The organism is Streptomyces griseus subsp. griseus (genome assembly GCF_003610995.1).
Classification (GTDB): domain Bacteria; phylum Actinomycetota; class Actinomycetes; order Streptomycetales; family Streptomycetaceae; genus Streptomyces.
Map to the genome: position 1 here is coordinate 185,865 of NZ_CP032543.1, position 22,421 is coordinate 208,285.

Sequence of the window (22,421 nt, forward strand, 5' to 3'; positions counted from 1 at the left end):
GGTCACAGCAGGCCGAACGACCTGAGCGCCGCGAGGAACTCATCCGGCCGGGTGGTGTGGACGAGGTGGCCCGCCTCGATGGTGGTGAACACGGCGTCGGGGATGGTGTCCGCCATGCCGGCCAGCTGCTTCTGGTCGATGTGGCTCGTCGCGCCGCCGCCGATGATCAGGGTCGGGGCGGTGATCTCGGCCAGCCGATCGCGGCTCGTCGGGTCCGGGTCGTTCAGCTGGGCGTCGGTGTCCGCGACCACGGGCCAGTCGAAGTCCAGCTCGCCTTCCGGCCGTTCGGACCGCGGCCGGGGCGGGTCGAGAGGGAGGAGCGGCGGGGCGTCCTCGATGACCAGCCGCCCGATGAGCCCGGGCTCGCGCTGGGCCAGAAGATAGGCGGCCACCCCGCCCATGGAGTGCGCGACCACGGTGGCGCCGGCCAGATTGCGGGCCTCCAGGAAGGCGTGCAGGTCGTCGCGGAAGAGTTCGAAGGAGTAGCGGCCGGGCCAGTCACTGAGCCCGTGGCCCCGGAAGTCGGGGGCGTACACGCGGTGTTCGGCGGCGAGCTCCTCGGCGACGCGGGTCCAGGTGAGGGAGGAGCCGGCCCGGCCGTGGAGGAGGACGACGGGCGGTGCCGACGGCTCGCCCCAGACCCGGTACGCGAGCCGGACACCGCCCGCGTGCACGGTGAGGACGTCCGGGTCGAGGAAGGCCGCCACCGTACGGGAGAAGGCGCCCGGATCGTCCAGCCACGGGAAGTGCCCCGCGCCCCGTTGGACGGTGAACTCGCCGTACGGGAAGAGTGCGGCCAGCTCCGTCGCCCGGTCCGGGCTCGGGTGGCCGTCGTACTCCCCGGCGAGGACGAGCACGGGGACGGGCAGCCCGCGCAGGGCGGGGACGGTGGTGGCGGGATCGTACGTGCCGTCGCCGTAGCGACCGCGCGCCTCGGGGTTGGTCTGTCCGGCGGAGGCGGCGGCGTGGGCCCGGGCGGCGTCGTCCCAGCGGCCGTAGGTGAGTGGCCGGACGGCGGGCCACAGCTCGGCGAACGGCCCGCCGGCGAGCAGCGCCTCCTGCGCCGCCCGGGCCTCGGCGTACCAGGGTTCGCCACTGCGCAGTTCGGCGGCCTCGCGCAGGTCCTGGTCGGTCACCTCGATGCCCGCGGCCCGGGTGGAGGGGGTGATCAGGGTCAGGGTGCGCAGCCGCTCGGGGTGCCGGGCTGCGTACAGCTGGGCCAGATCCGCGCCCGCCGAGTGGGCCAGCAGGTCGATCCGGTCCAGGCCGAGGTGTTCGCGCAGGGCCTCCACATCGGCCACGAGCCGGTCGCTACGGTAGGTCGAGGGGTCCTCGGGTACGGCGGACTCCCCCGTTCCGCGCAGATCCAGCAGGACCAGCTGCCGTACGGCGGAGAGCCCGCCGAGGTCGCCGAGGTAGGCGCTCGCCCGCATCGGCCCGCCGGGCAGGCAGATGAGCGGCTCGCCCTCCCCCACCAGGTGGTAGGCGAGCTGGGTGGTGTCGTACGCGGAGAAGGTCGGCATGCCCTCCATCCAAACAGGAGCGCGCCGACGAACGCACCCGGCTTCGCCGCGAGCCGACCCGGAACGGGTCCGTGCGCCCCTCTTGCCAGCGCCCCCGGCCTCCTGAATTACTGCTCCCAGGAAGATCGACCGAATGATCGGTCGCCCGGTTCGGGAGAGGATGGGCCCTGATGACAGCCATGCTGGACGCGGCGGAGCAGCTGAGCCGCGTGGAGCTGGAGGCCCTCCAGCTGGAACGGCTCCGCGCCACTCTCCGCCACGCGTACGAGAACGTGCCGTTCTACCGGGCGGCGTTCGACGGGGCCGGGCTGCGCCCCGAGGACTGCCGTACGCTCGCCGACCTCTCCCGCTTCCCCTTCACCGCCAAGGCCGACCTGCGCGACAACTACCCCTTCGGGATGTTCGCCGTGCCGGAGCACGACATCCGGCGCATCCATGCCTCCAGCGGTACGACCGGGCGCCCGACCGTGGTCGGCTACACCGAACGGGATCTGGACACCTGGGCGGACGTGGTCGCCCGGTCGATCCGTGCGGCGGGCGGCAGGCCCGGCCACAAGGTCCACGTGGCTTACGGGTACGGGCTGTTCACCGGCGGCCTCGGGGCGCACTACGGGGCCGAGCGGCTCGGCTGCACGGTGGTCCCGGCCTCCGGCGGGATGACCTCGCGCCAGGTGCGGCTGATCCAGGACTTCCGGCCCGAGATCATCATGATCACGCCCTCCTACATGCTGACGCTGCTGGACGAGTTCGAGCGGCAGGGCGTCGACCCGCGTACGACCTCCCTCAAGGTGGGCATCTTCGGCGCGGAGCCGTGGACCGAGGCGATGCGCCGGGAGATCGAGGACCGGTTCGCCATCGACGCCGTCGACATCTACGGGCTCTCCGAGGTGATGGGCCCCGGGGTGGCGCAGGAGTGCGTGGAGACGAAGGACGGGCTGCACATCTGGGAGGACCACTTCTTTCCGGAGGTCGTGGACCCGTTCACCGGTGAGGTACTGCCGGACGGGGAGGAGGGCGAGCTGGTCTTCACCTCGCTCACCAAGGAGGCGATGCCGGTGATCCGCTACCGCACCCGGGACCTGACGCGGCTGCTGCCGGGGACGGCCCGGAACTTCCGCCGGATGGAGAAGGTGACCGGGCGCAGCGACGACATGGTGATCCTGCGCGGGGTGAACCTGTTTCCGACGCAGATCGAGGAGATCGTGCTGCGTACGCCTGCCGTCGCCCCGCACTTCCAGCTCCTGCTGACCCGGCAGGGCCGTCTCGATGCGCTGACGGTACGGGCGGAGGCGCGGGTGGACGCGACGGCGGCGGACCGGGAGAGGGCGGCCCTCGCGATCGCGGCGGCGGTGAAGGACGGGGTCGGGGTGTCGGTGGGGGTCGAGATCGTGGACCCGGAGTCGCTGGAGCGCTCGGTGGGCAAGATCCGGCGGATCGTGGACCTGCGGGAGTCCGGCGCGGGGTGACCGGCCCCGGTGTCCGGGTGGCTGAAGGGGGGGGTGGACAGCCCCGGTGACCGGCGCGTTCACACCACCGCAACACCCGTTCCCACTATGCGGACACCTGCTCGAAAATCTCGACAGGGAGGCCCGGGCACTGCCAGTCTCCCGCTATGCATCTCGCCACCCGTTCCCTGGCCACCACGGTCACCGCCGTCAGCTCCGCCGTCGTCCTCTGCGCCGCCCTGACCGGCTGCGCCCCGCAACCGGAGGAGAAGCCGAAGGCCTCGGGCGCCTCGGGCCGGAACGGCGTGACGGCCGAGGCGTGCGCGCCGGGCGGGCTGGCCACCGAGGTCGAGGGGAAGCTGACCGTCGGCACGGACAAGCCCGCGTACGCCCCCTGGTTCTCCGACGACGAGCCGTCCAACGGCAAGGGGTTCGAGTCGGCGGTGGCGTACGCCGTGGCGAAGCGGCTCGGCTACGACCGCGATGCGGTGGTCTGGCAGCACACGCCGTTCAACAGCGCGTTCGCGCCCGGCGCCAAGAAGTTCGACTTCGACATCAACCAGGTCTCCATCAGCGAGTCCCGCGAGAAGGCCGTGGCGTTCTCCTCCGGCTACTACGACGTACGCCAGGCGGTCGTCGCGCTGAAGTCATCGAAGGCGGCGGGAGCCAAGAGCGTGGCCGATCTGAAGAAGGTCAAGCTGGGCGCCCAAGTGGGCACCACCAGCCTGGAGTTCATCAACGACCTGGTGAAGCCGGAGACGAAGCCCGCCGTCTACCAGCGCAACGACTTCGCCAAGTCGGCGCTGAAGACCGGCCAGGTGGACGCGATCGTGGTGGACCTGCCGACCGCCTTCTACATCACCGGGGCCGAGGTGCCGGAGGCGGAGGTCGTCGGTCAGTTCCCGAACTCCGCCGACCAGCCTGAGCAGTTCGGCCTGGTCCTCGACAAGGAGTCCACGCTCACCTCCTGCGTCAGCGGTGCGGTGGACGCCCTGCGCAAGGACGGCACGCTCGCCGCCCTGGAGAAGGAGTGGCTCTCCGACGCCGTCGACGCGCCGGTGCTCAAGTGACCCTGCACAAGACGCTGCCCGGCGAGGACACCTACGTTCCCTCCGAGCGCCGGATCGCCCGCGAGCGCCACCGGCGAGCCCGCACCCGGCGGGCGACCGCGATCGCCGCGACGAGCACGCTGGTGACGGGGGTGGTGCTGTTCCTGCTGATCACGGGCTCGCCCGGCTGGGACCGTACGCAGGAGACCTTCTTCAGCCCGCACTACGCACGCGTCGCTCTGCCGCAGGTCCTGGAGGGGCTCTGGCTGAACCTGCGGCTGCTGGCGGTGTGCGGCAGCGCCGTGCTCGCGTTCGGCCTGCTGCTGGCCGTGGCGCGGACGCTGCGCGGGCCGGTGTTCTTCCCGATCCGGGCGCTGGCCACCGCGTACACGGACTTCTTCCGCGGACTGCCGCTGATCATCTGCCTGTTGATGGTGGTCTTCGGGGTGCCCGCGCTGCGCCTGGAGGGCGTGACCAACGATCCGGTGCTGCTGGGCGGTGCCGCGCTGGTGCTGACGTACTCGGCGTACGTCGCGGAGGTCTTCCGGGCGGGCATCGAGTCCGTGCACCCCTCGCAGCGGGCCGCCGCCCGGTCGCTGGGGCTCAGCAGCGGCCGGACGCTGCGGTTCGTCGTGCTGCCCCAGGCGGTACGCCGGGTGGTGCCGCCGCTCCTCAACGACCTGGTCTCCCTCCAGAAGGACACCGGCCTCGTCTCGATCGCCGGGGCGGTCGACGCCGTGTACGCGGCGCAGATCATCGCCAGCAAGGACTTCAACTACACGCCGTACGTCGTGGCGGGCCTGGTCTTCGTCGCACTGACCATCCCGATGACCCGGCTCACCGACTGGGTGACGGCCCGGATGGACCGGCGACGCGCGCAGGGAGGACTGGTATGAGCACGGAGCCCGTGCTGCGGATGGAGGCGGTCCGCAAGTCGTTCGGTGCGTCGCTGGTGCTGCGGGACGTGGACCTGGAGGTCGCCCCGCACACCGTGACCGCGCTGATCGGCGCCTCGGGGTCCGGGAAGTCGACCCTGCTGCGCTGCGCCAACCTGCTGGAGGAGATCGACGACGGGGCGATCTGGCTGGAGGGCGAGGAGATCACCGATCCCCGGACCGATGCCGACGCGGTGCGCCGGCGGATCGGCGTGGTCTTCCAGGCGTACAACCTCTTCCCGCACCTCACCGTCCTCCAGAACATCACCCTCGCCCCGCAGCGCGTCCACGGCCTCTCCCGCGCCGATGCCGAAGCGCGGGCACATGAGCTGCTGGAGCGGCTCGGGCTCGGCGCGAAGGCCCACGAATACCCGGACCGGCTCAGCGGCGGTCAGCAGCAACGTACAGCAATCGTCAGGGCGTTGGCGGTACGGCCCCGGCTTCTCCTCCTGGACGAGATCACCGCCGCCCTCGACCCGGAGCTGGTGGGCGAGGTGCTCGGCCTGGTCCGCGAGGTGAAGGACGAGGGGCTGACGATGGTGATCGCCACCCATGAGATGGCCTTCGCCCGCGAGGTCGCCGACCAGGTCTGCTTCCTGGACGCGGGGGTGGTGCTGGAACGCGGCACGCCGGAAGAGGTGTTCGGCGCGCCCCGGGAGGAGCGTACGCGGAGGTTTCTCCGGCGGATCGTGGAGGCAGGACGGTTGTGAGGAGCGGGATACGAACCTCGGCCGGCTTCCGACGCTCAACGATCTTTTGGTCCAGACCTCTTGACGATTGGTCTAGGCCTTCCTAGGGTCACGGCAACACTGCGGGGGTGCCGAGAAGAGACACCACGTGCTCGAGGCCACGCAGGGTTGCCAGGCCAGGGACCCCCCATGGCCTCCGGAGTTCACCCGAGGAGCCTTCCTTGAGCACCGACGCACGATGGCGCAGAGCCAGACCGACCCGGAGCACCGGCCCGAACAAGCGGTCCAAAGCCCTCGCGGGCGCCACCGCACTGCTCCTCCCGCTGGCCGCCATGGTCGGCCTCGCCAGCCCCGCGGAAGCCGCCACCTCGGCCACCGCCACCTACGCGAAGGCCTCCGACTGGGGCTCCGGCTTCGAGGGCAAGTGGACGGTGAAGAACACCGGCACCACCACGCTGACCTCCTGGACCGTCGAGTGGGACTTCCCCTCGAACACCAAGGTCACCTCCGCCTGGGACGCGACGGTCACCAACTCCGCGAACCGCTGGACGGCGAAGAACCTCGGCTGGAACGGCACCCTGGCCCCCGGCGCGTCCGCCTCCTTCGGCTTCAACGGCTCCGGCTCCGGCGCGCCCTCCGGCTGCAAGCTCAACGGCAACCCGTGTGACGGCGGCTCCACCAACCCCGGTGACAACGCGCCCTCCGCCCCGGGCAAGCCCACCGCGAGCGACATCACCAACACCTCGGTGAAGCTGTCCTGGGCGGCCGCCACGGACGACAAGGGCATCAAGAACTACGACGTCAAGCGCGATGGCGCCACCGTCGCCACGGTCACCGGCACCACCTACACCAACACCGGTCTGACCGCCGGCACGGACTACAGCTACACCGTGGTCGCCCGCGACACCGCCGACCAGACCGGCCCGGCCTCCCCCGCCACGGCGGTCCGCACCACCGGCGGCGGTGGCGGCGAGAACCCCGGCGGCGGCAAGATCAACCTGGGCTACTTCACCAACTGGGGCTCCTACACGGTGAAGGACCTGGTGGCCTCCGGCTCCGCCCCCAAGATCACGCACATCAACTACGCCTTCGGCAACGTGCAGAACGGCAAGTGCACGATCGGCGACGCGTACGAGGACTACGAGAAGTCCTACACGGCCGCCAACTCCGTCGACGGCAAGGCCGACGTCTGGGACCAGCCGCTGCGCGGCCACTTCAACCAGCTGCGCAAGCTGAAGGCGCAGTACCCGCACATCAAGGTCCTCTGGTCCTTCGGCGGCTGGACCTGGTCCGGCGGCTTCGGCCAGGCCGTCCAGAACCCGACCGCGTTCGCCCAGTCCTGCTACGACCTGGTCGAGGACCCGCGCTGGGCCGATGTCTTCGACGGCATCGACCTGGACTGGGAGTACCCCAACGCCTGTGGTCTGACCTGTGACAGCAGCGGCGCGGCGTCGATCAAGAACATGATGCAGGCCATGCGCGCCAAGTTCGGCCCGAACAACCTGCTCACCGCGGCCATCACCGCGGACGGCTCCAACGGCGGCAAGCTGGACGCGGCCGACTACGGCGGCGCCGCGCAGTACATCGACTGGTACGACGTGATGACGTACGACTACTTCGGCAGCTGGGCCGCGCAGGGCCCGACGGCCCCGCACTCCCCGCTGACCTCGTACCCCGGCATCCCCGCCCAGGGATTCAACTCGGCGGACGCGATCGCCAAGCTGAGGGCCAAGGGCGTCCCGGCCTCCAAGCTGCTGCTCGGCATCGGCTTCTACGGCCGCGGCTGGACCGGCGTCACCCAGTCCGCCCCCGGCGGCACCGCCACCGGCCCGGCGGCCGGCATCGAGCCGGGCAACCAGTACTACAAGGTCCTCAAGACCACCTGCCCGGCCACCGGCACCGTCGGCGGCACCGCGTACGCCCACTGCGGCAACAACTGGTGGAGCTACGACACCCCGGCGACCGTCGGCACCAAGATGGCCTGGGCCAAGAGCCAGGGCCTGGGCGGCGCGTTCTTCTGGGAGTTCAACGGTGACACCGCCAACGGCGAACTCGTGACCGCGATCAGCAACGGTCTCAAGTAGGCCCCGGTACGACACCGAGCCCGCCCTCCCCGGACAGGGGAGGGCGGGCTTCTTCCGGCTGCCGGGCGGCCGGTCAGCCGCGCCCCGTGCGGCGCCGACAGGCGTCGTGGGCGGCGAGGGCCGCGAACCCCGCGACGAAGGCGACCGGGCCGCCGTGGAGCAGGGCGGGGCCCACGTCGGAGATGACGTCCCCGATGGCGAGAACCGCGACGACGTCGATGTAGCAGAACAGGAGCAGCGCCCCCGCGCCGAGCCTCATCACCATCGGCACACCCCCCTTCCGGTGACCGCTCCTTCGCCCACGGTATGCCCAGCCCGTTCCGGTCCGACACCGCGCCGGGGCCCGGCCCGTCAGGCCAGCTTGTCCCGCAGCTCCCGCTTGAGGATCTTCCCGCTGGCGTTGCGCGGGAGCTCGTCCACGAAGACGACCCGCTTGGGCGCCTTGAAGTGGGCGAGCCGCTCGCGGGTGTGGTCGATCAGTTCGGTGTCGCTCGCCTCTCCGCGCAGGACCACGACGGCGGTGACGCACTCGATCCAGCGCTCGTCGGGCAGGCCGATGACCGCCGTCTCGGCGACGGCGGGGTGGGTGTAGAGGGCGTCCTCCACCTGGCGGGAGGCGACCAGGACGCCACCGGAGTTGATGACGTCCTTCACCCGATCGACGACGGTGAAGTAGCCCTCGGCGTCGCGGACCGCGAGGTCGCCGGAGCGGAACCAGCCGTCGCGGAAGGCGTCCGCCGTCTCCTCGGGCTTGTCCCAGTAGCCGGTGCAGAGCTGGGGCGAGCGGTAGACCACCTCGCCCGGGGTGCCGTCCGGGACCTCGCGCCCCTCCTCGTCGACGACGCGGGCCTCCACGAAGAGGACGGGACGTCCGCAGGACTCCATCCGGCCCTCGTGCTCGTCGGGGCCGAGGACGGTGGCGAGGGGGCCGATCTCGCTCTGCCCGAAGCAGTTGTGGAACGCCAGCCGTGGCAGACGGGCGCGGAGGCGTTCCAGGACGGGTACGGGCATGATCGACGCCCCGTAGTACGCCTTGCGGAGGGCGGAGAGGTCGCGGGTGGCGAAGTCCGGGTGGTTGGAGAGGCCGATCCAGACCGTGGGCGGGGCGAACAGGCTGTCGGCCAGGCCCGCTTCGACCAGGTCGAAGATCCGGCCCGCGTCCGGCCCGTCCAGGATGGTGTTCTCCGCCCCGACCGCCAGATACGGCAGCAGGAACACATGCATCTGGGCGGAGTGGTAGAGCGGCAGCGAGTGCACGGGCCGGTCCCCCGCCGTCAGGCCGAGGGCGGTGATCGCGCTGACGTACTCGTGGACCAGGGCCCCGTGCGTCATCATCGCGCCCTTGGGGAGGGCGGTGGTCCCCGAGGTGTAGAGCAGCTGCACCAGGTCGCCGGAGCCGGGGGCACGCTCCGGGGTGAAGGGCCGCTCGGTTGCCAGGGCCTGGAGGAGTGAGCCGGGTGCCTCGCGCAGCGCGCGTACGGGACGGCCCGCGGGGATACGGTCGGCGAGGTCCGGGTCGGTGAGGACGAGGGCGGAGCCGGACTGGTCCAGGAGGTAGGCGAGGTCGTCGCCGGTGAGGTTCTGGTTGACGGGGACGTGGACGAGCCCGGCCCGGGCGCAGGCGAGGAAAGCGATCAGATAGACGTCGGAGTTGTGGGCGTACGAGGCCACCCGGTCGCCGGGGCGCAGCGCGTGTTCGCCGGTCAGGACGGCGGCCGCGGTGGAGACCGCCGCGTCGAGTGCCCCGTAGGTCCACGCCCGCTCGCCGTACCGCACGGCGGTCCGTTCCGGGGTGCGGCGGGCGCTGCGGGTGAGGACACCGTCGACTGTGCTGCTGCGTACACCGGTCATGACGTGATCCTGTGCGGCCGGGTCCCGGCGGGTCAAGGGTCCGGTGAGGGGTGGCGGGGCCGCGGGGCGGCTGGATACCGACCAGCCGGTTGACAGATCCTGGAGCGCCCTGGCTGAGTGGCGCGTGGCTGCCCGGCGGGCTCGGGCAACCTCCTTGGCCACCCGCCTTGTTGGGAGGAACACCCTTGACCTTCCGTAACCGTCTCAGACTGTTCGCGGTCTCCGGTCTCGCCCTGTTCACCGTGTCGGCGTCGCTGCCGCCGGCCGCCGCCTCCGGCTCACCGGAGGCCCGGCATCCGTCGGGCGGCGGGCTCTCCGCCACCATCCGCTACACGGAGTACGGCATTCCGCACATCGTGGCGAAGGACTACGCGAACCTCGGCTTCGGCACCGGCTGGGCACAGGCCGCCGACCAGGTGTGCACGCTGGCCGACGGGTTCGTCACGGTACGCGGCGAGCGGTCCCGGTTCTTCGGGCCGGACGCGGCGCCGGACGGTTCGCTCTCCTCGGCGGCGAAGAACCTCTCCAGCGACCTCTACTTCCGGGGCGTCCAGGACAGCGGGACGGTGGAGAAGCTGCTGAAGGTGCCCGCCCCGGCGGGTCCGAGCCGGGACGCCAAGGAGTCGATGCGCGGGTTCGCCGCCGGGTACAACGCCTGGCTCAGGCAGAACCGATCCCGCATCACCGACCCCGCCTGCCGGGGCGCCGCCTGGGTGCGGCCGGTCACCACGCTGGAGGTGGCGGTACGGGGCTTCGCCCTGGCCGTGCTCGGCGGGCAGGGGCGCGGCATCGACGGCATCACCGCCGCCCAGCCGCCGACAGCCGCACCGCCCGCCGCCGGGGTCACCCCGAAGGAGGCGGCGGCCGCGGCCCAGCGGCTCCTGTCGGCGGAGAACGCCGACATGGGCTCCAACGCGGTCGCCTTCCGGGGGTCCACGACGGCGAACGGGCGCGGGCTGCTCCTCGGCAACCCGCATTATCCGTGGGACGGCGGCCGCCGCTTCTGGCAGTCGCAGCAGACGATCCCCGGCGAGCTGAACGTGGCGGGCGGCTCACTGCTCGGGTCGACGACCGTCTCGATCGGGCACAACGCGGACGTGGCGTGGAGCCACACGGTGGCCACCGGTGTCCCGGTGAACCTGCATCAGCTGACCCTGGACCCGGCCGACCCCACGGTCCATCTGGTGGACGGCAAGCCCGAGCGGATGACACGGCGCACGGTGACCGTGCCGGTGAAGGGCGCCGCCCCGGTCACCCGGACCCAGTGGTGGACCCGGTACGGCCCGGTCGTCACCTCGTTCGGCGCGACGCTCCCGCTGCCCTGGACGGCGACCACCGCGTACGCGCTGAACGACCCGAACGCGACGAACCTGCGCAGCGCCGACACCTCGCTCGGCTTCAGCAAGGCACGCTCCACCACCGGGATCCAGCGGGCGCTGAACCGTTCCCAGGGGCTGCCCTGGGTGAACACGGTCGCCGCCGACCGGTCGGGGAACTCCTTCTTCTCCCAGTCCCAGGTGCTGCCGAGGATCACGGACGAGCTGGCGGCACGCTGTTCGACCCCGCTGGGCCAGGCCACCTATCCGTCCGCCGGGCTCGCGGTGCTGGACGGGTCGACGTCGGCGTGCGCGCTCGGGAGCGACCGGGACGCGGTGCAGCCGGGGATCTTCGGGCCCGGCCGGATGCCGACGCTGAAGAACGCCCCGTACGCCGAGAACTCCAACGACAGCGCCTGGCTGACCAACGCCGGGAGGCCGCTGACCGGCTACGAGCGGGTCTTCGGCACCATCGCCACCCAGCGGTCGATCCGGACCCGGGGCGCGATCGAGGATGTCGCGGCGATGGCGGAGCGCGGGCGGCTGCGCGTCGGCGACCTGGAGCGCCAGCAGTTCGCGAACCGGGCGCCGGCCGGGGATCTGGTCGCGGCGGATGTGGCGAAGTGGTGTGCCGCCCTGCCCGGTGGTACGGCCGTCGGCGGTGACGGTGCGGCGGTCGATGTGTCGGCGGCCTGCCCGGTGCTGCGGCGGTGGGACCGGAGCGTGGACAGCGAGAGCCGGGGGGCGCTCCTCTTCGACCGGTTCTGGCGCAGGGCGACGGCCGGGGTGCCGGTGGCAGAGCTGTGGACGGTGCCGTTCGACGCGGCCGATCCGGTACGTACGCCGCGCGGCCTCGACACCGCCGCGCCCGGCCTGGGCAGGGCCCTGGCCGACACGGTGGCGGAGCTGCGGGCGGCGGGTATCGCGCTGGACGCGCCCCTGGGCAGGCACCAGTTCGTCGTACGGAACGGGAAGCGCGTCCCGGTCGGCGGCGGCACGGAGTCGCTCGGCGTCTGGAACAAGATCGAGCCGGTGTGGACCCCGGCGGCGGGCGGCTACACCGAGGTGTCGGCCGGGTCCAGCTACATCCAGGCCGTCGGCTGGGACGACACCCGCTGCCCGGTGGCGCGGACGCTGCTCACGTACTCCCAGTCCTCGAACCCCGGCTCACCGCATCACAGCGACCAGACCCGGCTGTTCTCGGGTGAGCGGTGGGTGACGTCCCGGTTCTGCGAGAAGGACATCGCGCGCTCGCCGCAGCTGAGGGTGGTGCGGGTGCACGAGCGGCGGTAGGAGAGGGCGAGCCGGGTCCGCGAGGGGGTGTCGCTCGCGGACCCGGCGCTCTACAGGGGCCGCTGGTGCCCCTCCCAGTAGGGTTCCCGCAGCCGCCGTTTGTAGAGCTTGCCGTTGGGGTCGCGGGGCATCGCGGCGATGAAGTCGACGGAGCGGGGCCGTTTGTACCCGGCGAGGCGCGCCTCGCAGTGGGCGAGGATCTCGGCGGCGAGCGCGTCCCCCGCCTCGTATCCCCCGGCCGGCTCCACGACGGCCTTGACCTCCTCGCCCCGGTCCGCGTGCGGGATGCCGAAGGCGGCGGCGTCCGCGACGGCGGGGTGGGTGAGCAGCGCGGACTCGATCTCAGCGGGGTAGATGTTCACGCCACCGGCGATGATCATGTCGATCTTCCGGTCGCGGAGGAAGAGGTAGCCGTCCGCGTCCAGGAGACCGAGGTCTCCGACGGTGAAGAAGTCGCCGACGCGGTTCTTGCGGGTCTTGCTCTCGTCCTTGTGGTAGCTGAAGCCGCCGGTGCTCATCTTCATGTAGACCGTGCCGAGTTGACCCGCCGGCAGCCGGTTGCCGTCGTCGTCGAGGACGGCGAGTTCGCTGATCGGCCAAGCCTTGCCGACGGTGCCGGGCCTCTTCAGCCAGTCCTCGGCGGTGGCGAAGGCGCCGCCGCCCTCACTGGCCGCGTAATACTCCTCGACACAGCTCCCCCACCAGTCGATCATGGCGCGTTTCACATGGTCGGGGCAGGGCGCGGCTCCGTGGATCGCGTGGCGCATGGAGGAGACGTCGTACCGCTGCTTCACCTCGTCGGGCAGCGCGAGGAGCCGGTGGAACTGGGTCGGGACCATGTGCGTGTGGGTGCAGCGGTGGGTGTCGACGAGCCGCAGCATCTCCTCCGGGGCCCAGCCGTCCATCAGGACCAGCGGGTGGCCGATGTGCAGGGCCGCGCTCGCGAACTGGAGTACGGCGGTGTGGTAGAGCGGCGAGCAGACCAGGTGGACGTTGTCGTCGAACGGGCGGATGCCGAAGATTCCGAGGAAGCCGCCGAGGTACGTCTCCTCCGGGAGCTTGCCGGGCAGGGGCCGGCGGATGCCGCGCGGGCGGCCGGTGGTGCCCGAGGTGTAGTTCATGACCCAGCCGAGGGTGCGGTTCTCGGGCGGGGTGGCGGGGTGGCCGTCGAGCAGTTCGGCGTAGGGGCGGCAGCCGGGGACGGTGCCGACGGCGTAGCGGTGGCTCGCGGGGAGCCCGGCCTCGTCGGCGGCGGCCGTCGCGGCGGCCGCGAAGCGTTCATGGGTGATGAGGACGCGGGCGCCCGAGTCGGAGACGATCCAGGCGATCTCGGGGCCGACGAGGTGGTGGTTGACCGGCACCAGGTAGAAGCCGGCCTGGGAGGCGGCGAGGTGGGCGGTGAGCAGCTCGGTGCCGTTGGGCAGGACGACGGCGAACGCGTCGCCCTCGTTCATCCCGGCCGCGCGCAGCCCGTGGACCATGCGGTTGACGTCGGCGTGGAGGCGCCCCGCGCTCCACTCCTCGCCGCCGGGCGCGACGAGGACGGTCCGGTCGGGATCGGCGGCGGCCTGGGCCCAGAAGCCGTTGGGCGGCTGGTTCACGTGGCGCTCCTTCCGGCGATGCGGTTGATGCGGGTGACGGCCCGTTCGAAGCCGCGCGTCAGGTCGTCGACGACCGCCTGGACGCTGCGTTCGCTGGTCATCCGGCCGACGATCTGCCCGACGGGGGTGCCGAGCAACTCCCCGACCTCGTACTTCTGGATCCGGGAGACGGCTTCGGCGACCAGCAGCCCTTGGAGCGGCATGGGCAGGGTGCCGGGTCCGTCCGGGTCGTCCCAGGCGTCCGTCCACGCGGTACGGAGCTGGCGTGCGGGTTTCCCGGTGAGGGCGCGGGAGCGGACGGTGTCGCCGGAGCCCGCGGTGAGGAGTTTGCGGGTGAGGGCCGCCGAGTGCAGGTCGGCCTCCTCGGTGGTGAGCCAGAGGGAGCCGAGCCAGACGCCCTGGGCGCCGAGGGCGAGGCCGGCGGCGGCCTGTTCGCCGCTGCCGATGCCTCCGGCGGCCAGGACGGGCAGCGGGGCTACGGCCTCGACGACTTCGGGGACGAGCACCATGGAGCCGATCTCGCCGGTGTGGCCGCCCGCCTCGTACCCCTGGGCGACGACGACGTCGATACCCGCCGCCGCGTGCCGGCGGGCGTGTCCGGCGCTTCCGGCGAGGGCGGCGACGAGGACGCCGTGGGCGTGGGCGCGGTCGATGACGTCGGCGGGCGGGGAGCCGAGTGCGTTGGCGAGGAGCTTGATCGGATGGTCGAAGGCCACGTCGAGCTGGCTGCGGGCGACCTCCTCCATCCAGCCGGTGATGCGCCAGCCGGACGCCTCCCCCTCGGCGAGTTCGGGCACCCCGTAGCGGGTGAGGAGTTCCTGGACGAACCCCCGGTGCGCGTCCGGGATCATCGCCTCGACCTCGGCCTCGGTGACCCCTTCCACCTTCTTGGCCGGCATGACGACATCGAGGCCGTACGGCCTGCCGCCGGCGAGCTGGTCCAGCCGGTCGAGGTCGCGGGCCAGCTCCCGCGGGTCGGTGTAGCGGACCGCGCCGAGCACGCCGAACCCGCCGGCTCTGCTGATGGCCGCGGCGACGGCGGGGAACGGCGTGAAGCCGAAGATGGCGTGTTCGATGCCCAGTTCTCTGCTCAGCTCCGTCTCCATGGGCGGCAGGATGCCGCAGCCGGACGGACGAGGGAAGAGCTTTTCTGATGCAGTGTCAGATTCTTTGCGGGCCCGGAGGCGTACGGGACGGCGGGGGCGACAGTAATCTCTGCGGCGGCAGGAACTTTCACTGCTCGGCGGAATTTCGGAAGTTACTTTCGCGCCGGAGCGTTCGCGGGCTCAGCCCTCGGGGCGGCTCCGGGCACGGGAAGGGGTTGCGGATGACCGGGTACGCGGCGGAGAACGGGGACACGGCGGCAGGCGGGCTTCCGCGAGGCACCGGGAGCGGCATCGGCCGGCGGAGGCTGGGCGGCGGGATACTGGCGCTGGGCGGCGCGCTCGCCCTGGCGCCGATCCCGCTGGCCGGGGCGGCCGAACGGGGCGCGCCGGGTACGGGCCCGGTGGCGGCGGACACGGGAGCGAGCATGGGATCAGGGGCGCACCGGCCCGAGCGCCGGCCCACGCTGCGGCGGGGCAGCGCGGCCCGCGCGGGGCTGCTCCAGGGGCCGCTGGACCAGCTGGTCCGGGAGGCGGAGGCCTACCTCGCCGACTCCCCCAACCACCCCTGGTACGCGGGGGCGGTGCTGCTGGCCGGGCGGGGCGGCACGGTGGCGCTGCACCGGCCGATCGGCAAGGCGGTGCGGTACGCGGCGTACGACGAGGCGACGGACACCGGGGTGGAGTTCCCGGCGGAGCAGCAGATCGCGATGGCCGAGGACACCGTCTTCGACCTGGCCTCGATCTCCAAGCTGTTCACCTCGATCCTGGCCGTGCAGCGGATCGAGCGCGGCGCGCTGGAGCTGGAGGCCACCGTGGCCTCGTACCTCCCGGAGTTCGCGGGCGGCGGCAAGCAGGACATCACCGTCCGTCAGCTGCTCACGCACACCTCCGGCTTCCGGGCCTGGATCCCGCTCCACCAGGAGCCGACCCGGGAGGGGAAGCTCCGGATGCTCTGGGACGAGGTCCCGGCGAGCGCCCCCGGCAGCGCCTACCTCTACTCCGACCTCAACCTGATCTCGCTGCAACTGATCCTGGAGCGGATCACCGGCCGCACGCTGGATGTCCTGCTCCACGACGAGATCACCGCTCCGCTCGGGATGCACCGCACGCGCTACAACCCGCCCGCCTCCTGGAAGCCGAAAATCGCGGCCACCGAGGACGCCCGGCCGCCGTGGTCCGGTCTGGACCGCGGCCTGGTCTGGGGCGAGGTGCACGACGAGAACGCCTACAGCTTCGACGGGGTGGCCGGCCACGCCGGGGTGTTCTCCTGCGCCTGGGACCTGGCGGTCCTGGCCCGCGCCCTCCTCAACGGCGGCGTCTACGGCCACTCCCGCATCCTCTCCGAGGACTCCGTCGACCTCCTCTTCACCGACTTCAACACCGCGTTCCCGGGCGATGAACACGGCCTCGGCTTCGAGCTCTACCAGCACTGGTACATGGGCGCGATGGCCACCCCGCGTACGGCGGGCCACACCGGGTTCACCGGGACCAGCCTGGTACTCGACCCGTCGACCGACACGTTCCTGATCGTGCTGGGGAACTCGGTCCATCCCGTACGGAGCTGGCGCTCGGGCAGCGCGCCCCGGGTGGCGACGGCCAACCAGCTGGCCCGGGCGGTGCCGGTCCGGCCGGAGCGGGGACGTACGGCCTGGTTCTCCGGGATGGCGAGCGCGTCGACGGCCACGCTCACCCTGCCCGTACTGCGCCTGGCCTCCGCACGCTCCCGGCTGGAGTGCGCCCTGTGGTGGGACACCGAACCCGGCGCCGACCGGCTGGCACTGGAGGCGTCGGTGGGCGGGGAGTGGCAGCCGGTGCCGTTCACCACCGTGGCCCAGGGCCCCGGCCACCCCCGCCCGGGCCCGGGCCCGCGACGGCACCCGGAGGGGTGGGTCTCCGGCTGGTCGGGGCGGGTGTGGCACCGGCTGGAGGCGGACCTGTCGGCCTGGCGCGGCAAGGGCGTCCAGCTGCGGTGGCGCTACACCACGGACCAGCTGTACGTGGGGCGAGGCGCGTACGTGGACTCCCTGCGGGTACGGGACGGCGCCGCCACGGTCTTCGACTCCGGCCGGCCCCGGGACGCGGGGCGGATCGGGGCGGTGGGCTGGGTGCTGTCGGCCGACTGAGCGGCGGGGCGCGTGGTGAGCCCCCACGCTCCGGGCGCGGCCGTCATAATGGCGTCGCGCCCGGAGCGTGACGATGTCACCACCCGTTCATTGGGGGGCTGTTGGCTGACACGGGCCGCGCACAGACCACTCCCCTCGGGCGACTCCAGGAGGCACCCCCATGAGCAGTGTCCGGCGCACCACCCCGTCCTGCCCGGCGCTCTCCCGGTGACCGGCGGCCGGCTCCACCTGCCCGCGCGGCGGGGTCTGCTGTACGCGGCGGCGGCCGGGATCACGGCGGCCCTCACCGCCCCGGACGCCCAAGCGGCCACGCCCGCCCGCCTCCCCTCGGCCACCACCTGGACCGCTTCCTGGGCGACCGCGCAGACCGCGCCCACCCCGGACGACCCGCTCGCGTTCGCCGGTCTCACCGACGGGCTCTGCACCGCGCGGCTGCGGCTCTCGGCGGGCGGGCAGGTCAGACTCCGTTACGCCAACGCCTTCGGGACCGCGCCGGTGCTGGTGGGCCCGGTGACCGCCGACGGCCACCCGGTCACCTTCACCGGTCAGCGGCAGGGGTGGCTGGCGGCGGGTTCCTCACTCACCAGCGACCCGGTGGAAGGGCTCCAGGTGGAGGACGGTTCCCTGCTGACCGTCGAGACACGGCTCCCGGGCCCCACCGGTCCGCTCTCCTTCCACCGCAACACGCACGCCTGGCACACCGTCGACGGGGTCCGGACCCGGTCCGTCCTCCTCCTGACCGGGGTCGGGACGACCGGGGCGCGCGGCCCGGTCCTCGCCGTGCTGGGCGACTCCATCGCCGAGGGCTCCGGCACCCCCGACGACGCGGACCTCCGCTGGCCCGACCAGCTGGCCCGCAGGCTGCCCGGATCCGCCGTCGCCAACCTCGGCATCAGCGGCAACCGTCTGCTCCTGGACAGCGACCGCTTCGGGCCGGGCGGTCAGGCCCGCTTCGACCGGGACGTGCTGTCGCTGCCGGGGCTGCGGACGGTCCTGGTCCACCTGGGCGTCAACGACCTCCACCATGAGCCCAACGAGCGCGACCCGTCGCGGATGGTGGCCGGCTACCGCCAACTGGCCCTGCGCGCCCGCTCCGCCGGACTGCGGGTGGTGGGCGCCACCATCACGCCGTTCGAGGGGTGGACGCGCTGGACGCCTGAGCAGGACGCGGTGCGCCGGCAGGTCAACGAGGCCGTGCGCACCGGACGGATCTTCGACGCCGTCGCCGACTTCGACGCCGCGCTCCGCGATCCGGACCGGCCTTCGCGACTGCTGCCGGCGTACGACAGCGGCGACGGCCTGCACCCGGGGCCCGCGGGCCACACGGCGATCGCCGCCGCCGTGGAACGCCGGGACCTGCGGTAGGGGCTAGCCCAGGGCGGCCATCGCCGCGTTGTGGCCGGGTACCCCGCTGACCCCGCCGCCGCGCACCGCGCCCGCTCCGCAGAGCAGGACGTTGGCGTGAGCGGTCTCCACGCCCCACGGACCGGTGGTCCCGCTCTCGTACGGGAAGGAGAGGTCGCGGTGGAAGATGTGGCCGCCGGGCAGGCGCAGATCGCGTTCGAGGTCGAGGGGGGTCCTGGCCTCGATGCAGGGTTCGCCGTTCTCATCGAGGGCCAGGCAGTCGTTGATCGGCTCCTCCAGGTGGGCGTCCAGTTCGGCGAGGGTCGCCTTCAGCAGGGCGGTCCGGGCGGCGTCGTTGTCGGCGGCGAAGAGCCGGGCCGGGGTGTGGAGGCCGAAGAGGGTGAGGGTCTGGTAGCCGCGCGCGGCTAGGCCGGGGCCGAGGATCGAGGGGTCGGTCAGCGAGTGGCAGTAGATCTCGGACGGCGGTGCGGCGGGCAGCCGTCCGGCGGCAGCGTCCCGGTAGGCGTCGGCCAGCTGCCCGTATCCCTCGGCGATGTGGAACGTTCCGGCGAAGGCCTGGCGGGGGTCGACGGTCCGGTCACGGAGTCTTGGCAGCCGGGTGAGCAGCATGTTCACCTTGAGCTGGGCGCCCTCGGAGGGCGGTGGCGGGTCTCCCCGAGGAGGGCGGCGAGGGCCTGCGGTGAGGCGTTGACGAGCACCCGGCGGGCGGCGACGACGTGTTCGCCGTCCGGTGTGCGGACGGTGACCTCGGCGTGTGTGCCGTCGGTCTCGATCCGGGTCGCCTCGTGCCGTACGCGGATCTCGGCGCCCGCCGTACGGGCGGCACGGGCAAGGGCGTCGGTCAGGGCTCCCATACCGCCGACGGGGACGTCCCAGTCACCGGTTCCGCCGCCGATCACGTGGTAGAGGAAGCACCGGTTCTGGAGCAGTGAGGCGTCGTGGGCGTCGGCGAAGGTGCCGATCAGGGCGTCGTCAGGACCACGCCGCGTACCAGGTCGTCGGTGAAGTTGCGTTCGACGGCCACCCCGATGGGCTCCTCGAACAGGGTTCGCCAGGCTTCGGTGTCGTCGATACGGGCCCTCAGCGCGTCGCGGGCGGGCAGCGGTTCGGTGAGGGTCGGGAAGACCCGTTCGGCGACGCGCCGCGTCATCGCGTAGAAGCGCTGCCACGCCTCGTACTCCCGCTCGCCCCCGGTCAGCGCGGCGAACGACTCCCGCGTACGGTCGCCGCCGACGAGGAGCCCGGTGGGGCGTCCGTCGCGCAGCGCGGGGTGTACGAGGACACGGTCCGCTTGCGTACGGCGAAGTCGAGGCCGAGGTCGCGGACGATCTTCTGCGGCAGCAGCGAGACCAGGTAGGAGTAGCGCGAGAGGCGGGCGTCGACCCCGGCGAAGGGGCGGGTGGAGACGGCCGCTCCCCCGTGGTGTCCAGGCGTTCCAGGACGAGGACGGACTGTCCGGCGCGGGCGAGATAGGCGGCGGCGACCAGACCGTTGTGGCCGCCGCCCACGATCACGGCGTCGTAGCGGTCCCGGGAGGGCGCGCCGGGCCGGCGGGTAGGCGTCGGGGATGCGGACGGCTCGGGTGCGGGCATGCACCTTCGTAACATGCGGGGCGGCGTCCCGGCCAGGGGGCTCGGGGTCGTTGCAGCAGGTCCGGTGCGCTTCCGCCGGGAAGCTCGGGACCGTTCCCGCCGGCCGGGCGCGTCCTTCCGCCGCGGGTTCGGGCCGACCCGCCGGACGGTCCCCGCTCAGTGCGGCGGCAGCGCGTTCTGGGCCCGGTGCGCGGCGAGGTGCGGTACAGCTCGGCGGCCTCGTCCTTGCGCCCGAGCCGGTCCAGGCAGTGTGCCTCGTCGCTGCGGGCGGCCAGGGTCTCCGGGTGGTCGGGGCCCAGTGCCCGGCCCCGTGCCTCGGTGACCTGGCGGTAGGCGGTGAGGGCGTCGGACCACCGGCCGAGCCAGCCGAGGGCCACCGCGACCTCGCGGCAGCTGATCACGGTGTCCGGGTGGTCCGGGCCGAGCGTGCTTCCCCGCAGCGCGCACACCTCGCGCGCCTCGGCGAGCGCCTCCTCCCAGCGGCCCATCCGCCCAGGTTGACGCCCAGGCCGTGGCGGGCGCGGAGCGTCTCGGCGTCGGAGGGCCGCCCACCCGCGTACGGTCGGCGACCAGCGCCCGGTAGAGCTCCAGGGCCTCCGCGCTGCGGCCGAGCCGGCCGAGGCCGATGCCCGCCTCGTAGCGGGCGGCGAGGGTGTCGGGGTGGTCGGGCCGAGGGTGGCGGCACGGGCGCGGGCCACGTCCTGGTAGGTCTCCAGCGCTTCCGCCCAGCGGCCCAGCCGGCCCAGGGTGTAGGCGACCTCGTACCGGGTGGCGAGGGTGTCGGGGTGGGTCGCGCCGAGCAGCCGGCCCGGTCCTCGGCCACCTGGCGGGCCAGCTGCCACGACTCCTCGGGGCGTCCGAGACGGCTGAGGTTGAACGCCAGGTTGTGGCGGCAGTGCAGGGTGTCGGGGTGGTCGGGGCCCATGGAACGTTCGCGGCCGGCGAGGACCGCGGCGTACACCTGGTGTGCTTCGAAGTAGCGGCCGAGCTGTCCGAGGACGTACGCGGTCTCCTGCCGGGCGGCGAGAGTCTGCGGGTCGTCGGGGCCCAGGGTGCGTTCCCGGGCGCGGCGACCTGGCCGAACTCGCGCAGCGCGTCGGCGGCCCGGCCGGTGCGGCTGAGGGTGAAGCCGATCTCGTACCGGCTGGCGAGGGTGTCCGGGTGGTCGGGCCCGAGGACGCTCTCGCGCTGTGCGGCGACCGCGCGGTGCACCTCGCCCGCCTCCTCCCAGCGGCCCAGCCGCCCCAGGTCGATGCCCGAGCTGTGGCGGCCGGCGAGCGCGGCGAGCAGTTCGGGGGCGGGGGCGGGCGGACGCGGGTGGAGCCGTCGGTGCCGGGCGGCGGGTGGCGGCGGTGCTCGTCGCGGTGGTCCACCGGCTGGTCAGTCCGGCGGCGGGACCGGGTGGGCCGGCCTCCCGGCTCAGGGAACCGGTCGCCTTGTGTCCGGGGGTCATGTCCCGGGCCCAGGGGGCAGTTCGGGTTCCGCGCGGTGGGGTCCTGGTGCGGGGCGGTGGTGGGCGCGGCCTGGTACGGGGCGGTCGGCGGGTGGACGGCCCCGGGTCCGGTCTGTCCGCCGGTGCGGCCGAGCAGGATGCGGCGGCGGAGGTCGCTCGCGTCGGCGGGCCGCTCGTCGGGGGCCTTGGCCAGCAGGTCCAGGACGACGCGGTCGAAGAAGCCGGGGAGTTCGGCACGGTGGGTGCGCGGCGGCTCGGGCTGGGTGTCGCGGTGTCCGACGAGGATGGACCAGGGGTCCTCCAGGTCGAACGGCGGTACGCCGGTGGCGATCTCGTACAGCACACAGCCCAGCGAGTAGAGGTCGCTGCGGTGGTCGACCTCCTTCCCGCCGATCTGCTCGGGCGACATGTAGTGCGGGGTGCCCATGGCGATGCCGGTGGTGGTGAGCCGGGAGGTGACGCCGATGTCGCGGCCGAGGCGCGCTATGCCGAAGTCACAGATCTTCACCGTGCCGTCGCTCAGCCGCATGATGTTGGCGGGCTTCAGATCGCGGTGGACGATGCCCTGCCGGTGGGTGTAGCCGAGCGCGTCGGCGACCTGTTCGGCGATGTCGACGACGTGGTCGACGGGGAGCGGACGCTGCTGGTTCCCCTCCAGCAGCTGGCTCAGGTTGTGCCCGTCCAGCAGCTCCATGACGAGGTAGAGGACGCCTTCGTGTTCGCCGAAGTCGTGGACGACGGTGACGCCCCGGTGCTGGAGGGAGGCGGCGACCCGGGCCTCGCGGCGGAACCGTTCGCGCAGGACGCGGGTGAACGCCTGGTCGTGCTGGGGGCCCATGGGCTTGAGGCATTTGACGGCGACCAGGCGGCCCAGCGACTCGTCGCGGGCCCGCCACACCTCGCCCATGCCACCGCGCCCGATCAGCTCGAGCAGCCGGTACCGGCTCTGGATCAGCCTGGTGTCCGCCATCTGCCGTTTCCCGCCCCCGTCGTTCC

The 22,421-nt window shown here is 72.8% G+C and carries 13 protein-coding genes and 2 pseudogenes; 8 read left to right on the forward strand and 7 right to left on the reverse strand.

What is annotated here, in order from left to right; translation table 11 throughout:
* Positions 1-2: 2 nt before the first annotated feature.
* Entirely contained in the window at positions 3-1,523 is a 1,521-nt protein-coding gene (locus D6270_RS00910) for an alpha/beta fold hydrolase (protein ID WP_151414644.1), read from the reverse strand.
* A 170-nt stretch (positions 1,524-1,693) separates the two neighbouring features.
* On the opposite strand from D6270_RS00910, the gene paaK reads away from it, so the two are divergent.
* The 5 genes from paaK to D6270_RS00935 all read left to right on the forward strand — a co-directional run bounded on the left by paaK (position 1,694) and on the right by D6270_RS00935 (position 7,725).
* Positions 1,694-2,989, forward strand: a complete 1,296-nt coding sequence (gene paaK / locus D6270_RS00915) for a phenylacetate--CoA ligase PaaK (protein WP_109167691.1) — start codon at positions 1,694-1,696, stop codon at positions 2,987-2,989.
* A 146-nt stretch (positions 2,990-3,135) separates the two neighbouring features.
* Positions 3,136-4,038, forward strand: coding sequence for an ABC transporter substrate-binding protein (locus tag D6270_RS00920; protein ID WP_109167690.1), 903 nt, complete (start codon positions 3,136-3,138; stop codon positions 4,036-4,038).
* Positions 4,035-4,913 carry an amino acid ABC transporter permease gene (locus tag D6270_RS00925; protein WP_109167689.1) on the forward strand — a complete coding sequence of 293 codons (879 nt, stop codon included), beginning with the start codon at positions 4,035-4,037 and terminating at the stop codon, positions 4,911-4,913. Before D6270_RS00920 ends, D6270_RS00925 begins: the two co-directional genes overlap by 4 nt.
* Positions 4,910-5,662, forward strand: coding sequence for an amino acid ABC transporter ATP-binding protein (locus D6270_RS00930; protein ID WP_109167688.1), 753 nt, complete (start codon positions 4,910-4,912; stop codon positions 5,660-5,662). Before D6270_RS00925 ends, D6270_RS00930 begins: the two co-directional genes overlap by 4 nt.
* A gap of 200 nt (positions 5,663-5,862) precedes the next feature.
* Complete coding sequence (locus D6270_RS00935) at positions 5,863-7,725, forward strand: glycoside hydrolase family 18 chitinase (RefSeq protein WP_109167687.1); 1,863 nt, start codon at positions 5,863-5,865, stop codon at positions 7,723-7,725.
* Positions 7,726-7,798: 73 nt separating this feature from the next.
* Here D6270_RS00935 and D6270_RS00940 read toward each other — a convergent pair whose 3' ends face one another.
* Complete coding sequence (locus tag D6270_RS00940) at positions 7,799-7,990, reverse strand: hypothetical protein (protein ID WP_109167686.1); 192 nt, start codon at positions 7,988-7,990, stop codon at positions 7,799-7,801.
* An 86-nt stretch (positions 7,991-8,076) separates the two neighbouring features.
* Positions 8,077-9,576, reverse strand: a complete 1,500-nt coding sequence (locus tag D6270_RS00945) for an acyl-CoA synthetase (protein ID WP_109167685.1) — start codon at positions 9,574-9,576, stop codon at positions 8,077-8,079.
* 185 nt (positions 9,577-9,761) lie between these two features.
* Here D6270_RS00945 and D6270_RS00950 point away from each other — a divergent pair, with 185 nt between their 5' ends.
* The gene (locus D6270_RS00950; protein ID WP_109167684.1) at positions 9,762-12,185 is read left to right on the forward strand and encodes an acylase; all 2,424 of its coding nucleotides are present in this window, start codon (positions 9,762-9,764) and stop codon (positions 12,183-12,185) included.
* A gap of 50 nt (positions 12,186-12,235) precedes the next feature.
* On the opposite strand, the gene D6270_RS00955 is transcribed toward D6270_RS00950, so the two are convergent.
* Complete coding sequence (locus D6270_RS00955) at positions 12,236-13,786, reverse strand: acyl-CoA synthetase (protein WP_109167683.1); 1,551 nt, start codon at positions 13,784-13,786, stop codon at positions 12,236-12,238.
* Positions 13,783-14,892 (reverse strand): NAD(P)H-dependent flavin oxidoreductase, encoded by a 1,110-nt coding sequence (locus D6270_RS00960; protein ID WP_109167682.1) that lies wholly within the window; start codon positions 14,890-14,892, stop codon positions 13,783-13,785. Before D6270_RS00960 ends, D6270_RS00955 begins: the two co-directional genes overlap by 4 nt.
* Before the next feature lie 221 nt (positions 14,893-15,113).
* Here D6270_RS00960 and D6270_RS00965 point away from each other — a divergent pair, with 221 nt between their 5' ends.
* Both D6270_RS00965 and D6270_RS00970 read left to right on the forward strand, forming a co-directional pair.
* Positions 15,114-17,015 carry a serine hydrolase domain-containing protein gene (locus D6270_RS00965; RefSeq protein WP_109167681.1) on the forward strand — a complete coding sequence of 634 codons (1,902 nt, stop codon included), beginning with the start codon at positions 15,114-15,116 and terminating at the stop codon, positions 17,013-17,015.
* A gap of 207 nt (positions 17,016-17,222) precedes the next feature.
* Complete coding sequence (locus D6270_RS00970; RefSeq protein WP_225976741.1) at positions 17,223-18,380, forward strand: SGNH/GDSL hydrolase family protein; 1,158 nt, start codon at positions 17,223-17,225, stop codon at positions 18,378-18,380.
* Positions 18,381-18,383: 3 nt separating this feature from the next.
* Here D6270_RS00970 and D6270_RS00975 read toward each other — a convergent pair.
* Both D6270_RS00975 and D6270_RS00980 read right to left on the reverse strand, forming a co-directional pair.
* A pseudogene (locus D6270_RS00975) lies at positions 18,384-19,972 on the reverse strand (phytoene desaturase family protein).
* A gap of 200 nt (positions 19,973-20,172) precedes the next feature.
* Positions 20,173-22,395: pseudogene (locus D6270_RS00980) on the reverse strand (tetratricopeptide repeat protein); the annotation flags it as partial.
* Positions 22,396-22,421: the final 26 nt, after the last annotated feature.

Bases quoted from the DNA above. Each gene is read 5' to 3' on its own strand.
- D6270_RS00910 (WP_151414644.1), bottom strand. From the start codon at position 1,523: ATGCCGACCTTCTCCGCGTACGACACCACCCAGCTCGCCTACCACCTG.
- paaK (WP_109167691.1), top strand. From the start codon at position 1,694: ATGACAGCCATGCTGGACGCGGCGGAGCAGCTGAGCCGCGTGGAGCTG.
- D6270_RS00920 (WP_109167690.1), top strand. From the start codon at position 3,136: ATGCATCTCGCCACCCGTTCCCTGGCCACCACGGTCACCGCCGTCAGC.
- D6270_RS00930 (WP_109167688.1), top strand. From the start codon at position 4,910: ATGAGCACGGAGCCCGTGCTGCGGATGGAGGCGGTCCGCAAGTCGTTC.
- D6270_RS00940 (WP_109167686.1), bottom strand. From the start codon at position 7,990: ATGGTGATGAGGCTCGGCGCGGGGGCGCTGCTCCTGTTCTGCTACATC.
- D6270_RS00945 (WP_109167685.1), bottom strand. From the start codon at position 9,576: ATGACCGGTGTACGCAGCAGCACAGTCGACGGTGTCCTCACCCGCAGC.
- D6270_RS00960 (WP_109167682.1), bottom strand. From the start codon at position 14,892: ATGGAGACGGAGCTGAGCAGAGAACTGGGCATCGAACACGCCATCTTC.
- D6270_RS00965 (WP_109167681.1), top strand. From the start codon at position 15,114: ATGACCGGGTACGCGGCGGAGAACGGGGACACGGCGGCAGGCGGGCTT.